The sequence below is a fragment of the Pseudomonas sp. F007 genome, assembly GCF_057814275.1.
In genome coordinates this window covers 279531-295664 of sequence record NZ_JBVATA010000005.1, presented here as the reverse complement: position 1 = coordinate 295664, position 16134 = coordinate 279531, and the positions used below count along the sequence as shown (strand labels likewise).

Sequence of the window (16134 nt, the reverse complement as noted above, 5' to 3'; positions counted from 1 at the left end):
TAAAGGACTACCGCACAGCCGGCTGCTGATTGGCATTCCATCAGGGCAGTGCAGGCGAGGGCGCCTGCTATTCCAACAGGACGTTGCGATGACTGACAATGACCCATCCTCCCCGGACTATTCCGACACCCTGGCCCAGGCCGTCCAGGCCGAGTTCAGCGACCGACCGATCCTGGTCAGCGTGGCCTTGAAGCAGTTCACCGGCGCGCTGAATAACCGCTATCCCGGGCTGAATATCGATGTACTCAGTACGTCACTCAACTCGCCGAACTGGGTCGCTGACACAGCCGTCGCAGCCTCGCGGATTGACGGCTACAGCACCACCCCGCTGCTCGAAGTCATATTGCATGCGCTCACCGCCAGCGCCAACCTGCTGTTCACCTCCGAGCATTATCTGAGCGATGGGCAAAACCGCCGCATTGACCTGTCAATGCGCGAGGTCGAAGACCTGCTGCGCCGCCTGCCCCAGGTGATGATCGCGGCCATGCAGCAGGCGCTGACGGACTACTGGAACGAACCGACCGTCGACGGCAGCCGGCGCTGGCAATGGCTCAGCGATGTGCTCAGGAGCGCGGTGCAGGTGAGCATGGGGCCTTTGGCCAGCGCCGAGTTCCTCGATGCCGCCCAGGTCGACACCGTGCTGCAGGTACTGCGCTGTCCGGTCAAGCAAGACCGGCTCGAACTGTACGGCGCGGACTGTACCCGGGTGTTTCTGATGGACCTGCACACCCGCACCGGACGAACCCACAGCGCCCATCTGGCCGTCGATCTGCTGGCGGTGCGCACGGTCGAGCAAGGCGACGTGGTGCTGGCGATCAGCGCCAGCGGCGTGATCGAGGCGTACGACAGCCTGCAGGCGTTTGCCGACGCCGAGGCCGACAAATGGGGGCGCCGGCGCGAAATCGACGCCCTCGAACTGCAGCCCTACGAGTCCTATGGGGATGTGTTTGTCACCCAGGCCCAGGCACTGCTGAACAATCAACTGGAGGGCCTGAATTTCTTCGGCAGCCTTGAAGGCCAGGACCTGAGCGTCCTCGAAGAGCGCTTCGCCCGGTTGACCGATCTGGCGCCCCATCTGCTCAAGCAGAATCCCGGGGCGTACGAGCAAAGGCTGTACAGCGAAATCAGCAGCCAGTTGCCGGACTGGCTGATTGATGCGAGCCCGAGCCAGGCCCAGGCCTACAGTCGCTACCTGTTTCGCCTGGGGGCGCTGCAGCAGGCGAGCAAAGGCCAGGCCTACAATCACGACATTCCAGGGGCCGAGCAGTTTGCCCGGGAAACTTTGCAAGACCACATGGCGGCGTATGGCGAAGCGGTCGACCCCGACCTGATCGACATCACCCAGTACCGCAACGAAGACGGTCTGCTGGTGATCGTCGGGCCCGCTACCGGTCGGCTGGTGGGCGAGACCCAAAGCCTGACCCAGCGCGCCCTGAGCAACCTGGCCGGGGTGCCGTTCCTCGCGTCCGAGTTCAAGCGCCGCGACGGCTCCCCGGCCCCGGCGTGGATGAACCTTGACACGGTCAGGGCCTTGATCAACGAGGCGGATATCGGCAAGGCCTACCCGGCAGAAGTCCGCCGCCGGCTGCTCGATGACCCGGTTGAGCGGGCCGCGCGGCAAAGTCTGTTCGCCGGACAGTTGCGCGTCCAGTTGCCGATGCGGGCCCTGGAGAACTGCATCCGCGAACAGTCAGGGTTCAGCGATGCCGGCTATCGCTGCGTCGCCGCTGCATTGGAGCAGGATTCGCAAGCCAGGCGGGTCAGCGGCCAGGCGATGGTCGCAAGATCACTGGCGTTCGAGGCCGATGTGTCGAGCGACCGTCATCCGGTGAGCAACATGTTCGTGTTCGGCCCCGCTGATGTGACCACCGGCCCCCATGTCCTCTACCGACCGCTGTACCCGGAACCCCTGATCGAGTTTGCCTCGCTGCAGGCGCTGATGACCGAGATCGTCGGCGACAAGGCACGCGGCGCCAGCGGGCAGGGGGTGTCGGTGCAAAAGAGCCTGCTCGACTGGATGACTCCCGAGGGCCGCCGAATGTTCGGCAATGGCGGCTTTGTCGAACCCCATCCCGTCGGCGTGCTGTTCGGCACCGAGTTGTTGGCCTCGCACCCCGCCCGCTTTGCCCTGTCGGCCCTCGAAGGCGATATCACCGCCCATTTGTATACGGCTAATGCCGAGGTGCTGGCACAGTTGGCGGACGAGCAGACCGTCTCCGACGCCGAGCATCGCTGGAACACTCTGCAGCAACTGGGCGAAGGGATTTTCAATGGCCTGCTCAACGCGGTACTGCCGTTTGTCAGTGGGCCGATTGCCGCCGTTGGCTGGCTGCTGACCCTGGAGGCCTCGGTGCTGCAAGCCCTTGAGCCGCTGGCCTCGGGCGACAGCGAACCGGCCACTGATTTGATGTACAACCTGCTGATCAACCTGGCGTTGGCTGCACTGCTTCACCGCCTGTCACCGCGTACGGGCGCGCCGGTCAAAGCCTTCGAGCACCACTCGATTGTCGCTCGCCCGGGCGTGGCGGCGCTCAAGGCCTCGGTGAAAACGCCGATCGGCCCCGGCGCGGCCAGTGCCATCCGCGACAGCGTGCTGGACTTCAGCACCCCGGTCAGCGCCGATTCGCGTCAGTTGCTCGAGCGTTTTCTCAGTACCGCCCAGGCGGGGCAGGGTGAGGTCGTCAGCGCGACTGCCCCGCAAGGCGTGGTGGTGGTTGGCGGACGCTGGTACGTCCAGGTGCCAGCGCGCCTGCGGGGCTTTGGCTGGGCCAATGTGGAGCCTGCGGACAACGCCAATGTGGTCGTTCTCGATCATCTCGGGCAGCGGATCAGCGGCCTGCAACTCAGCCACCAGGGGCAGGGGCGCTGGGAAATTGCGCCAGAAATGCGCGTACGCGGTGGCGGGCCGGGCATGAGTCGGTATCTGTCGGATGTGTTTGCCGACTCCGCGCTGCGGGCACGGCGTGCCGAGATTGCGCTGAAGGTCAGGAAGCTCCAGGCGCGCCAGCCGCAAATTCAGGCGAGCATTGCCCAGGCCCTGGAAATCGGTCAGGCGGCCCACCGCAAGGGCCAGTTGCTGGCCAATGAAATCGCCTTGAAGACCGAGGCCATCGAGGCCGCCACCGGTAGCGAGAAACAGCGGTTGCTGGAGGAACGAGTGGTGATGCGTAAAAAACTGCATGCCATCGACATCGATTACAAGAAGAAGGCCAGGGTCTACATCAACGGTTATCTCGACCAGAGCCGGCTAGGGGAGGAAATTGCCAGCCTGTTGGCCAAGGACCCGGACTATCAGCGTGAGGCGATCCTGGAAAACCTCCAGCAGTTGGTCGCCTGCTACGGCGCAATCGATGAAAACCTGATCAAGGTCTCGGCGGTGTGGTGGGAGTTGGGCTTGTCGGTGCGCAGCGTCTTTCCCCTGGCGTTCGAACAGCGCACGGTGATCACCGATGTGCCCTACAGCGTATTGCTCGAAGCCCGCAAGCGAGTGATCAATGCCTTTCCCGAACGCATCCGCATCAGCAGTCTGCTGGAACAGGCCATGAGCGACCTGGAGACACTCGACCGCAGCATGCGCAAGGGCCTGCTGCAACGAACCGGCTACCTGTCGCCGGAAACCCAGAGGATCAAGGCGATTCTCGACGAGCGGGTAAAAACCACCGACTGGCTGATTCTTCACGAGTTGATGTGCCTGCGCGGCGCCCTGGCCGGCGACGCAGCGCTGGTGCCCAGCCTGGCGGAAGTCGCCGGCCTTGAAGGCCTGGGCAAGGCGCGCCTGGGGGCGGTCACTGATGGCGTGCTGCGCGTACGCGCGACCCAGGGGTTTGACGCCAGCGAGCGGGTCGAATTGCTGCAGGACGCGATCAACGTCTATAACGATGCGCAGTTGTTGGCGGCCAATCTGCGCAAGGTGGGCGACCGTCCCAGTTACGTGGCGCAGTTGTTCCTGGAAAAATTCCTTGAAGCCCTGGCGCGGATGCGTGCCATTGCCGAAGCCGAACTCGGCGAATCGATCAGCGAAGACATCCACCGCACGTCCACCGAACAGGACGAACCGGCAGCGGCTGCGCAACCGGTGAAAAAAAGCCGCAAGCGCGTCCGCCGCCCCAATGAGCGGCTGATCAAGACGACAGAGGGTTTCCGCGTCGGCGATGTGCAATCGAGCAGTGACAGCGAGCCGGAAGAAACGGTGGTGGTGCAGGATGGCGCAACCGAGCAACAGCTCATTTTCTACAAGGACAAGGAGCAGGGCATTTACCGCCAGCGCCAGCAGGCACCTGTCGAGCCCATGCCGCCCGCCACGCCGGCGCCAGCCCTGCAGGCGCTGCTGGGCAAGGCTGGAAAGATGCTGGAAGAACTGCCGCTGCTGCTCGCCAGCTACAAGAAAGACGCTTCCCGCTACCGTGAACCTGCCAGCCTTGAGGATCGTTTTTTATCCCAGGCGAAAAAATTCACCGACCTGGAACTGCAGGTTCATTCGGCCATGCAAGGTTTGAAAGGTGCGGAGTGGGGCAACGCGGTCAAGGTTTTCCAGGACCTCGGCAATGCTGGCAAAACATTGACCCGTGAAGGGCGCAAGCTGCGTATCGAACTGACCAAGCAACTGCCACCCAACGCCGGAAGCTTGGAGTACCTGTTGGGCGAGCGGGAAGTGCGGATCGAAAATCCGCTCTGGACCGACAAATCCACCCCCACCCAGGCGGACTTCCTGCTGGAGTACGAAATTTTCGATAACGGCAGCCGCGGGTCACGCAAGGTGTTGTGGTACGCGCACTTCCACGGCAGTGCGCGGGTGACCCAACGTTTGACCACCGGCCACCTGAAACTGGCGCGCCTGCGCTTCGTCACGGTGCGCGACCAGGTGCTGCATCCCGAGCAATATGGGGCGACGGTGGTGTATCCGGGGGGTATGAAGATGGCGTTCGCCCAGCAGCACTTCTTTGATGTGCTGCCGCCGGACGCCTGACAACGCTGCAAGCGACCGGCGGTGAGGTTCAGCCCAGGGCGCGAACGGCCGGTGCGTCATCAGCCTGCAACTGCTGGCGCAGTTGCGCGACTTCCTTGAGCAGGCGCTCGCGATCAGCCTTGAGTTGCGCCAGTTCGTCACGACGGATGGTGACGTACAGGGTTTGTGGCGGCAGTGTGTTGACGACGGTGCCCATTGTTTACCTCGCTGTCTGACCCGGTGGTCGAGCACGGAAACCCGCGTTCGAGAGCACTTTCGGCGGCAATTCTGATTTCTTTTGCCAGGTAATGGAACTTTTTTATTTTCCGTTGTCCTTGTGTCTTCGTCATCGTTTGGGACGTTATCCCTGTAGTTCAGGCAAAATGCCCGGAAACTATGTTGCAGCGCTCTGGACTAAGCTTGATTGAGTCCGGGGCGCTATTGACCTTTTGACACACATTTATTCGCAGTAAGGAGCATCAGCACATGCAATTGGGGATCATTGGACTGGGCCGCATGGGCGGCAACATTGCACGGCGCCTGATGCTCAACGGGCATAGCACTGTGGTCTATGACCGCAACACCGCGTTCGTTGACACCCTGGGCAAAGAAGGCGCCACCGGCGTAGCCGACCTGCCGGCACTGGTCGCTGCCCTTGAGCCGCCGCGCGCGGTCTGGGTGATGCTGCCCGCCGGCGCACCGACCGAAGACACCATCGACGCCCTGAGCGAATTGCTCGACGCCGGCGACGTGATCATCGACGGCGGCAACACCTTCTATAAAGACGACATCCGCCGGGCGAAAACCCTCGCCGAAAAAGGCCTGAAGTACATCGACGTGGGCACCTCCGGCGGCGTCTGGGGCCTGGAGCGCGGCTACTGCATGATGATCGGCGGTGACGCCGAGCAGGTTACGCGTCTGGACCCGCTGTTCGCCGCACTGGCGCCTGGCATGGGCGATATCCCGCGGACCAAGGACCGTGTTTCCAATGACGACCGTGCCGAGCGCGGCTACATCCACGCCGGCCCAGCCGGTGCCGGGCACTTCGTCAAGATGATCCACAACGGTATCGAATACGGAATGATGCAGGCCTTCGCCGAAGGCTTCGACATTCTCAAGACCAAGTCTTCGGAAATTCTTCCGGAAGACCAGCGTTTCGACCTGAACGTCGCCGATATCGCGGAAGTCTGGCGTCGTGGCAGCGTGGTCTCCTCGTGGTTGCTCGACCTGACCGCCGATGCCCTGGCCAGCGATCCGAAACTCGATGGTTTCTCCGGCTCCGTGGCCGACAGCGGTGAAGGTCGCTGGACCATCGAAGCCGCCATGGAGCAGGCAGTGCCGGTGCCGGTATTGTCCAGCTCGCTGTTCTCGCGCTACCGCTCGCGCCAGCAGGGTGCCTACGGTGACAAGATCCTCTCGGCCATGCGCTTCGGCTTTGGCGGCCACGTCGAGACTTCGAAAAAATGACCGTGATCCGCAAGAAGTCCAAGGTACAACCCGCCCCACCGACCACGTTGTTTCTGTTCGGTGCCCATGGCGACCTGGTCAAGCGTCTGCTGATGCCGGCGCTGTACAACCTGAGTCGCGACGGGTTGCTGGGGGACGGCTTGCGGATCATTGGCGTTGACCACAACGCCAGCACCGATGGCGAGTTCGCCGCCAAGCTCGAGGCGTTCATTCGCACCGAGGCGGCAAACAAGGTCGGCAACGGCCATGACTCGCTGGATCCGGTGCTCTGGGCCAAGCTGGCCAAGGGCATCAGCTATGTGCAGGGCGATTTTCTCGACGACAGCACTTACCAGGCGCTGGCGGCGAAAATCGCCGGCAGCGGCACCGGTAATGCGGTGTTCTACCTGGCGACCGCGCCGCGCTTCTTCAGCGAAGTGGTGCGCCGCCTCGGTGCCAACGGCTTGTTGGAGGAGAGCCCCGAGGCCTTCCGCCGGGTGGTGATCGAAAAACCCTTCGGTTCCGACCTGCACACCGCCGAGGCCTTGAACGCGTGTCTGCTCAAGGTCATGACGGAAAAGCAGATCTACCGGATCGACCATTACCTGGGCAAGGAAACCGTGCAGAACATCCTGGTCAGCCGGTTCTCCAACAGCCTGTTCGAAGCCTTTTGGAACAACCACTACATCGACCACGTGCAGATCACCGCTGCCGAGACCGTTGGCGTGGAAACCCGGGGCAACTTCTACGAACACACCGGTGCCCTGCGGGACATGGTGCCCAATCACCTGTTCCAGTTGCTGGCGATGGTCGCCATGGAACCGCCGGCGGCCTTTGGTGCCGATGCGGTACGGGGTGAAAAGGCCAAGGTGGTCGGGGCGATTCGTCCCTGGTCGGTCGAAGAAGCGCGGGCCAACTCGGTGCGCGGCCAGTACACCGCCGGGGCAATTGCCGGCAAGCCGGTGGACGGTTATCGCGAAGAGCCCAAGGTGGCGGCTGACAGCAGCACCGAAACCTTCGTCGCCTTGAAAGTGATGATCGACAACTGGCGCTGGGTCGGCGTGCCGTTCTATCTGCGCACCGGCAAGCGCATGAGTGTGCGCGACACCGAAATCGCCATCTGCTTCAAACCTGCGCCCTACGCGCAGTTTCGCGACACCGAAGTCGACGAGTTGCAACCGACTTACCTGAGAATTCAGATTCAACCCAATGAAGGCATGTGGTTCGACCTGCTGGCCAAGCGCCCGGGACAGGCCCTGGACATGGCCAACATCGAACTGGGCTTTGCCTACAAGGATTTCTTCGAAATGCAGCCCTCGACGGGCTACGAGACGCTGATCTACGACTGCCTGACTGGCGATCAGACCCTGTTCCAGCGCGCCGACAATATCGAAAACGGCTGGCGTGCGGTGCAGCCCTTCCTCGATGCCTGGCAGCAGGATGCCAGTGTGCAGACCTATGCGGCCGGCGAAGACGGCCCGAGTGCCGCTGACGAGTTGCTGGCCCGCGACGGTCGAAGCTGGCATCGCCTCGGCTGAGTCACCCAAACCCCGGCGCGAACGCCGGGGTTTGTCGTTTTACAGCCAGTAACTCACCGCGTACCAGCCCAGCACGCCCATGACGCAGGTGTAGGGCAGGGCCATCCACACCATGCGCCCGTACGACAGGCGAATCAGCGGGGCAATGGCCGACGTCAGCAGGAACAGGAACGCCGCCTGGCCGTTGGGCGTCGCTACGCTGGGCAGGTTGGTGCCGGTGTTGATGGCGATCGCCAGGGTCTCGAAATGTTCGCGGCTCATGCTCCCGGACGCAAACGCCTGCTTGACCTCGGTGATGTAGATGGTCGCGACGAACACGTTGTCGCTGATCGCCGAGAGCAAGCCGTTGGCAATGAACAGCATGCCGGGCTGCTGGTCTGCCGGCAGGGCCAGTACCCATTGAATCAGCGGCCGGAACAGCTGCTGGTCATGGATCACCGCGACCACGGCGAAGAAGGTCACCAGCAACGCGGTGAAGGGCATCGCGTCCTTGAACGCGCTGCCGATCCGGTGTTCGTCGGTGATTCCGGTAAAGCTGGTGATCAGCACGATGACCATCAGCCCGATCAAGCCGACTTCCGCCACATGCAATGCCAGGCCGGCAATCAGGATCAGCGCGGCAGCGCCTTGCACCAGCAGCGCCGCGCGTTGCCGCGAGGTGCGTTCGGTATTGTCCTGGGCGGCATAGGCGGCCAGCACGGCACGCACGTTATCCGGCAGCAGGGTGCCGTAGCCGAACCAGCGCACTTTCTCCAGCAGCACGCAGGTCACCAGGCCCGCCGCCAGCACCGGCAGGGAAACCGGCGCGACCTTGAGGAAAAACTCGGCAAAGTGCCAGCCCATCTCATGCCCGATCAGCAGGTTCTGCGGCTCGCCCACCAGGGTGCAGACGCCGCCCAGCGCAGTGCCGACGGCGCCGTGCATCAACAGGCTGCGCAGGAAGGCGCGGAACTGCTCGAGGTCGGCATGGTGCAGTTGCGGCAGGTGCTGGTCGTCACCGAACTCGCTGTCCTGGCGCGGATCATTGCCCGAGGCCACCCGGTGATAGACCGAGTAGAAACCCACGGCGGCACTGATGATCACTGCGGTGACCGTCAGGGCATCGAGGAATGCCGAGAGGAACGCCGAGAGGAAGCAGAACATCAACGCCAGCATGGCCTTGGAGCGTACCCCCAGCAGCAGGCGAGAGAACAGGAACAGCAGCAGGTCCTTCATGAAGTAGATCCCCGCGACCATGAACATCAGCAGCAGGATCACCGGGAAATTGTGTTGCAACTCGTCGTACAGCGCCTGGGGCGTCGTCATGCCGAGCACCAGGGCCTGGACGATCAACAGCCCGCCGGGCAGCAAGGGATAGCATTTGAGCGCCATTGCCAGGGTGTAGATGAACTCGGCCACCAGCAACCAACCAGCGGCGACCGGACCGACCGTCCACAGCAGCAGTGGGTTGAGGATGAGAAAAGCGAGAATGCTCGCCTTGTACCAGCGCGGTGAATGCCCGAGGAAATTATTTGCAAACGCCTGGGCCATTGAACCGGACATCGGCGACTCCTTTGTTTAAGAAGCGCGCAACTTGCCGTAACACTCGGGGAAGATCAAGTTATTGAGTTTTATTGTTGATCATGAGTCAGCACTTGTCAGGTCAGGTAGCGCACCAGCACCGCGCGATAATGGCCGTCCAATGAATAGCCGGCGACGACCACGCCCCCGGTGCCCTGCAGGGCAATTGCCGTCGCGGTGTCGAGGCTGCGCCCGAGGCGCGTGCGCACCCAGCCGTTGCCGTCGGCGAATTCCAGGTCTGGACGGCCGTCCGGCAGGTGGCGGGCGACAATGAAGTCGGCGTCGATCCCGCCGATGGTTGCCCCCGCGCTCAGTACCCGGCCATCGCTGCAACCACAGGCGGCAATCCACTGGCTGGGGCTCTGGCCGATTGTCGTCAGCAGCGGCTGACCGGCGTTGCAACGATGCTCCGGCCGGCCGTCGCTGCGCACGCTGAACGTCAGGCTGTGCATCGGGTCGCGGCTGCTGCCCAGGCACAGTAACTGTCCATTGGTTTGTTCAATCACCCGACTGACATGGGCGCTGCGCCCGTCGACGCGGAAACTCAGGAAACCATGCTCGGCAAAGCTGGCATCCAGTCGACCGTGCGCATCGAACCGTGCCAGCAGACCCTCCTGCGGAAAGTCGATGGCGCCGGCGACCACAATCGCCCCGTCTTTCTGGATCAGCAGGCTGGACAGCCAGGTATTCAACAGCAGGTGGCGGACCATCGCAAAGCCACGGCCATTGAACGTCTGATCCAGAGCACCCTGGGCGGTCAGGCGGATGATGATGCCAACATGATCGGAGAACTGGTACTGATGATTGGCCAGCAACAGGATCCGGCCGTCGCCCTGAACCTGTACGTCGCAGGCCTCGGCCCCCGGCACACCGGGCGGCAGCCACGGATCACGGGCCCCTTGGGAGAGGTTGCCGGGCAGGCGCACCACCTGCACGCCGCCAACACCGAACGCGGGGTCGAGGCGGCCTTGTCGATCAAAGAGGGCGAGGGCGGGCAGGGTGTGCTGCGGGTCTTCGTACATCAGGCCGCAGAGCAGGATGCGTCCGTCGGGCAATAGCTGGATCTTGCCTGCGGTGGATTCGCGGCCGCTTTCGAACTGACCGACCACGTGGCCCTGGGTGCCGAAGCTCAGGTCGGTCGAGCCGTCCTCGTGCAGGCGCATCAGGCCAAATTGGCAGCCCCGTTCGCCGGCGACCTTGGCCGCGACCAATAACCGGCCTTGGCGGTCGACGGCAACATCATTGGCGATGCTCCACAGGCTGTCCGTGAACTCGAGCCAGGCTTTGCCATTGCGGCCAAATTGGCTGTCGAGTTGCCCCGCCTCTTCGAGCGGGGCGTAAACGGCGACTGCGTGATTGATGAAATGGACGGACATGACGCTTCTCCTTGCGAGTCGACCAGATCCAGTACCGAGGAGGTGGCTACACGAAGGAATCATTCAAGCGCTGATTCGAATATTGCACAACTGTCAGAAATTACAGGCGGTGCGGCGTTATGTGCCAGAACAGTGTCTTTGTAACCCGAAGTTTCAAGTTGGGGTAAAAACAGCTGTCTATCGTTACTTGGCAATAAGAAAGCGGACCACCGAGCAGTGGTCCGCTGTTGTTACTTAGTGCGGCATGGACCAGCCCTGCAACTGATAACCTTTTTCTTTAAGTTCGCTGCGGGCTTCGTTGAGCAGTTTTTCAAGCTGTGCCGGATCGATGTTGCTGCTGGACAATTGCTTGTCGAGGAGGCGATTACTTGTGCGGTCGATAACCGTCAGTGTCACCGGGCCGGTGCCGTCCTGCAGCGCCCAGGCTACGCATTGGAAAGGAGTAAATGCGCGGTCGGCAATCAAAAGAGCTTCGTTCATACGGAGCGGAGCGTTCATGGGGTCTTCTCTCTCAAGTGCCCAATCAAGATCATCGAGGTGCCGGCGGTTGGGCGTACCGTGCGGCGGGTTACTTGTACTGATGCGCGCAACTGGGGGGCGGGTCACACATATTCCGAATAAATTTCATGTTTCTTTCGATGGCGCCTGAATAGCGGCTAATTTGAAAGCCTGGTGAAAGGTTGGATCTCATTGTTTGTGCCTTTGATTCTTGTGGGAGCGAGCCTGCTCGCGAATAACCACAGGCACAGCGTACTTTCAGAATGATCGCGTTATCGTTGACGCCTTTCGCGAGCAGGCTCGCTCCCACAGGTCACGGGTACATAGCTGGCTAAGTAAGTGCCTGCTTATAACTAAAAGCTCATTAACCTTATAGTTAAACGATACAAGCCACTGTCAAGTTCTTGCTAATGTTACACCCAGGTCCGCCAAACGACTGTTTCTAATAACTTTTCCGAATTTTGGCGCCAAGGAACAGTCATGATTGAAACGCCTGCAACGCGCCGTCTGTTGGTGGTCGATCCCTGCGAGGACTGCCATCAATTGTTGCCTGGCTTGCGCGCCATTGGCTGGGATGTCGACAGCTGCAGCCTGGAAAATGCCGGTGATCGCAGCTGCGATGTCGGTTTGCTGCGTCTGCAGCCGTTCCACCTCGAGCGACCCGAGGCGGTCAAGGACCTGATCAGCCGCAGCGGCACCGAATGGATCGCGGTACTCAGCCCGGACGTATTGCGCCTGCAGAACGTCGGCGATTTCGTCTGCGAGTGGTTTTTCGACTTTCACACCTTGCCCTTCGACGTCTCCCGGGTCCAGGTCACCCTCGGCCGCGCCTTTGGCATGGCGCGCCTGCGTGGCCAGGGCACCATTCATGTCGACCAGCCGGAACACGAACTGCTGGGCGACAGCAAGCCGATCCGCGAACTGCGCAAGTTGCTGAGCAAACTGGCGCCTACCGAATCCCCGGTGCTGATCCGCGGCGAAAGCGGTACCGGCAAGGAACTGGTGGCGAGAACCTTGCACCGCCAGTCGCAACGTCACAGCAAGCCCTTCGTGGCGATCAATTGCGGGGCGATCCCGGAGCATTTGATCCAGTCCGAGCTGTTCGGCCATGAAAAGGGCGCATTTACCGGCGCCCATCAACGCAAGGTCGGACGGATCGAGGCGGCCAACGGTGGCACCTTGTTTCTCGATGAAATCGGCGATCTGCCGCTGGAATTGCAAGCCAACCTCTTGCGCTTTCTCCAGGAAAAACACATTGAACGGGTCGGCGGCAGTCAGCCGATCCCGGTGGACGTGCGGGTGCTGGCCGCAACCCACGTTGATCTTGAGGCGGCAATTACCGTCAAACGCTTTCGCGAAGACCTGTATTACCGGCTCAACGTACTCCAGGTAGTAACCGCACCCCTGCGCGAGCGCCATGGCGACCTGGCGATGCTGGCCAGCCATTTTTCCCACTTCTATAGCCTGGAAACCGGTCGCCGTCCGCGCAGCTTCAGCGAGGATGCGCTGGTCGCCATGGGCAAGCATGACTGGCCGGGCAATGTTCGCGAACTGGCGAACCGGGTGCGGCGCGGGCTGGTCCTGGCCGAGGGCCGGCAGATCGAGGCGCGGGACCTCGGCTTGATCAGCCAGCAGACGGTCGCCGCGCCCATGGGCACCCTTGAAGACTACAAGACCCGCGCCGAACGCCAGGCGTTGTGCGACGTATTGAACCGCCACAGCGACAACCTCAGTGTCGCCGCCCGGGTGCTCGGGGTGTCCCGGCCAACGTTCTACCGATTGCTGCACAAGCACCAGATCCGCTAGGGCGCGGAAAAGTGAAAGGCCCGCTGCGAGAGGATCGCAGCGGGCCTTTTGCTGGGTGAAGCGGGTTAGAAGTAGTACGGGAATTTCAGGCTGAAGGTGAAGTCCGGGGCGTCGTCCGTCAGACCAATCGACAGGTTGGGCACGATGGTCAGGTTGTCGCTGGCGGCCACCGTCATACCGACGTTGAAATACCCGGCGTTGGCGTCGCTGGAGGTCACCGATTGCCAGTCGCCGCCGTCGGCCTTGAGCTTGCTCTTGCGCTGCACCAGGTCGGAGACCGAGAACGACATACTCATTTTTTCGTTCAGGGCAAAGGCGACACCCGCGCCAATCTGGAAGCTGTCGCCCAGCTGGACCTTGCCCGGGGTTTTGACGTTGACCGTGGAGCTGATGTCGTCAAACGACTCTTCCAGGTTGTGGGTGTAGGACAGGGAGCCGAACAGCACGGCCGGGTCGAAGGTCTTCACCAGCGAGATGCCCGGGGTCACCGACCAGACACCGTTACCGGTGGGCAGGTCATCCGGGACGAACAGGTTGGTGTTGCTGTCCACCTGGCGCAGCTTGATACCAAACGGCTCCTTGCCGGTCGGCGCCTTGACCCGCAAGGTAAACACCGCATCCGGTGAGCTGACCGACTCGTCGAGGAACTTGTAGGCAACACCGAAGTTGACGTCGCCGATGGTCGGATCCTGGGTCACGGTCTGCTCTGACGTCACGTTCGCCGCACCGCCGGAAGCGCCGCCGGACTGGTAGGTCGACTCGCGATAAACGACTGGCACGTTGAGGTCGAACTGCCAGCGATTGTCCAGGTTGTAGCGACCGGTCAAGTCGAAGGTCCAGTTGTCGGCCTTGATCCGATCCAGGTTGATGTTGCCGAGGAAAATCGAGTCAAGGGCCAGGAAGCCATTGAGAATCAGCGTGCGGGTATCGTAACGAGCGTAGGTCACGCCGGTTTCGAGGCTGAATTTGCCGCCGCCGAAGAAACCACTGGCTTCGTCATAGAGGTTGGACACGCTTTGCGCCGGTTGGCTGTCGTCCGACAGCGACTGGCCATAGGAACTGCCCTTGGCGCCGGCGCCCCCGGCTGCCCCCCCCGATGCCGCTGCTGCCCCGGTCCCCGCAACCTGGGTGTTGCCGCGCATGTCGGCAGGTGATTTGGCGAGACGCTTTGGTGGCGGTTCGGCGGGTTGCTCTTCCACCTGGCGGACCCGTTGTTCCAGTACCGCCAGGGCCTTTTGCTGTACTTCGTAACGCTGCTTGAGTTCCAGAAGTTCCTGTTTAAGGGCCTCTACTGCCGGATCGGGCGCTGCCTGCACCAGTGCCGCGGGAAGAAGAGTACTCAGACATACAACCGTGCGTAGTGACACAGATCGATACATGAATCATGCCGTCCCTTTGAGCCCAATGGTCGAAAGTCAGCGTAGTTCAATATCCCATATTGCGTAGGCCTTTGAGTTGACTCAGGTTGCAATCCAAAGCGCCAGGGCTTGGGCCGTTGTTATTGAGCACCACGTTGAGCTGAGTCAGGTTGTTCACCATGTTGCTGTCGCCAAGCAGGCGAGTGTTTTGCAGCAAGCCCCCCTGGGCAACCTGTTGCAGGGTGCTGCCCTGATTATTGTTGGCCGCGATGGCCATCTGGATACCGCCACTGTTGGCCGAAATGGCAATGGAACCGGCGGCGTTGCTGGCATTGATGGTGTTACCGGCGGTCAACACCTGGCTGCCAGGAGGTGGGGCGAGTTGTGCGGGGGCGCTGGACGCTTCTTTCACGTCAATCGCCACATTGTTGTAGGCGGTGTTGCCATCGCCGGCGGCGCGCACGCTCTGGGTGACGCCCTGGCTGCTGCTCAAGGCTGCGCCGCCATAAATGTTGCCGGTGCCCTGGGATTGCGAATGGCCTTTGTCACCCGAACCCGGTTCGTTCACGGTCGATACGTAAAACTGTGGTTTGACCGTGGAAGCTTGAATCTGCATCGAGGTGGAAGCCCCAATGATGTCACCGCTGGCGTTGCGCCAGGTGCTGCTCATGACCACGCCAAAGCTGATGATCCGCCCGGGCATGACATACCGACCGCGTAACTGCGAGAGTTCCGAGTCTTTAATCTCTATGGGTGTAAAACCTGCGTAGGTGAGCGTCGGAAAGCTCGCAGCCAAGCATGCGGCGACCACCCAATGTGAAGTTTTCATCTTCGGCTCCTGGAGCGTCCAACTGCTCCTTTGTTTTTGTGAGCGCCTAGAAGAAATCGCTCTGAATAAACCCGAAATCCATCAGCTCGGCATCTTTGACCGGGTTGAAGTTATCCAGCTTGTTCTTGGCAGTCAGCGGCGTCGGTGGGTCGAGCAAGGCGTTGGCCTTGTCGTAACCGGGGCCGATGATGGCAAATACAATGCCGTTCCAACCTTGGACAAAGTCATCGTGGGTGTAACGCTTATGGCCCAGGACTGGATCACCGATGTACACCCAGTCTTTATCGGCCCGCTGCAATACCACGAAGTGCTTGTAGCCGCGAACATCCATCAGAACCACCACCGGGATCGTCACCGCTTGCAGTTTCTCAGGCGGAATACGATAGCCCCGCGCACGCATACCGATACTTTCGATGTAGCGCTTCATGTCGAGCATGGAAAACCCCTGGGTACGCACCAGGTCCTGGTCAGCATTGACCAGCATGCCTTTGATGATGTGCTCTTCATCGACATCCAGCCAATAAGCCTGGCGCAGGATGGTTGCCAGTGTGGCAGCACCGCAGCTGAAGTCGGTTTTCTGTTCGACCAGGTCGGCAAACTTGCGCTCACGCAGGCTTTGCACTTCCTTGTAGACCATGACACCGCCGGGTAGGGCGGCCACGGGCATCTGTGCGGCCTGAGTCAGGCCAGACAGGCAAAGCAGGAGGGAGAGGGCAGCAACTCGCATGGTCGTTACGCCTTGTGGGGTCAGAAGAAAAGCCCCGTTTCCGGGGCTTTC

The 16134-nt window shown here is 61.5% G+C and carries 11 protein-coding genes; 4 read left to right on the top strand and 7 right to left on the bottom strand.

Features of this window, described 5'->3' with window-relative positions; genetic code table 11:
* Window positions 1-88: 88 nt before the first annotated feature.
* Window positions 89-4966 carry a dermonecrotic toxin domain-containing protein gene (locus ACZYR5_RS14195; protein WP_489090596.1) on the top strand — a complete coding sequence of 1626 codons (4878 nt, stop codon included), beginning with the start codon at window positions 89-91 and terminating at the stop codon, window positions 4964-4966.
* Between the two features lie 28 nt (window positions 4967-4994).
* On the opposite strand, the gene ACZYR5_RS14190 is transcribed toward ACZYR5_RS14195, so the two are convergent.
* A complete protein-coding gene (locus tag ACZYR5_RS14190) occupies window positions 4995-5162 on the bottom strand; it encodes a DUF6026 family protein (RefSeq protein ID WP_489090595.1) in 168 nt (55 codons plus the stop codon).
* A 269-nt stretch (window positions 5163-5431) separates the two neighbouring features.
* On the opposite strand from ACZYR5_RS14190, the gene gnd reads away from it, so the two are divergent.
* Together gnd and zwf are read left to right on the top strand one after the other, a co-directional pair.
* Window positions 5432-6412, top strand: coding sequence for a phosphogluconate dehydrogenase (NAD(+)-dependent, decarboxylating) (gnd, locus tag ACZYR5_RS14185; RefSeq protein WP_489090594.1), 981 nt, complete (start codon window positions 5432-5434; stop codon window positions 6410-6412).
* Window positions 6409-7929: a glucose-6-phosphate dehydrogenase gene (gene zwf / locus ACZYR5_RS14180; RefSeq protein ID WP_489090593.1), complete on the top strand. Its 1521-nt coding sequence runs from the start codon at window positions 6409-6411 to the stop codon at window positions 7927-7929. The genes gnd and zwf overlap by 4 nt, the downstream gene beginning before the upstream one ends.
* A gap of 39 nt (window positions 7930-7968) precedes the next feature.
* Here the strand turns inward: zwf and nhaB are convergent, their stop codons facing one another.
* The 3 genes from nhaB to ACZYR5_RS14165 form a co-directional block, all read right to left on the bottom strand.
* Window positions 7969-9471, bottom strand: a complete 1503-nt coding sequence (gene nhaB, locus ACZYR5_RS14175; protein ID WP_489090592.1) for a sodium/proton antiporter NhaB — start codon at window positions 9469-9471, stop codon at window positions 7969-7971.
* A 95-nt stretch (window positions 9472-9566) separates the two neighbouring features.
* Entirely contained in the window at window positions 9567-10865 is a 1299-nt protein-coding gene (locus ACZYR5_RS14170) for an NHL repeat-containing protein (protein WP_489090591.1), read from the bottom strand.
* A 234-nt stretch (window positions 10866-11099) separates the two neighbouring features.
* Window positions 11100-11363, bottom strand: a complete 264-nt coding sequence (locus ACZYR5_RS14165) for a hypothetical protein (RefSeq protein WP_105754165.1) — start codon at window positions 11361-11363, stop codon at window positions 11100-11102.
* A gap of 480 nt (window positions 11364-11843) precedes the next feature.
* Here ACZYR5_RS14165 and ACZYR5_RS14160 point away from each other — a divergent pair, with 480 nt between their 5' ends.
* Window positions 11844-13169, top strand: coding sequence for a sigma-54 dependent transcriptional regulator (locus tag ACZYR5_RS14160; RefSeq protein WP_489090590.1), 1326 nt, complete (start codon window positions 11844-11846; stop codon window positions 13167-13169).
* 65 nt (window positions 13170-13234) lie between these two features.
* Here ACZYR5_RS14160 and fapF read toward each other — a convergent pair whose 3' ends face one another.
* The 3 genes from fapF to ACZYR5_RS14145 are packed head-to-tail and all read right to left on the bottom strand — an operon-like array spanning window position 13235 to window position 16083.
* Entirely contained in the window at window positions 13235-14548 is a 1314-nt protein-coding gene (gene fapF / locus ACZYR5_RS14155) for a fibril amyloid transporter FapF (RefSeq protein WP_489090589.1), read from the bottom strand.
* A gap of 46 nt (window positions 14549-14594) precedes the next feature.
* Window positions 14595-15356 carry a fibril amyloid subunit FapE gene (gene fapE / locus ACZYR5_RS14150; RefSeq protein WP_489090588.1) on the bottom strand — a complete coding sequence of 254 codons (762 nt, stop codon included), beginning with the start codon at window positions 15354-15356 and terminating at the stop codon, window positions 14595-14597.
* A gap of 46 nt (window positions 15357-15402) precedes the next feature.
* The gene (locus ACZYR5_RS14145) at window positions 15403-16083 is read right to left on the bottom strand and encodes a C39 family peptidase (RefSeq protein WP_489090587.1); all 681 of its coding nucleotides are present in this window, start codon (window positions 16081-16083) and stop codon (window positions 15403-15405) included.
* Between the last annotated feature and the right edge of the window lie 51 nt (window positions 16084-16134).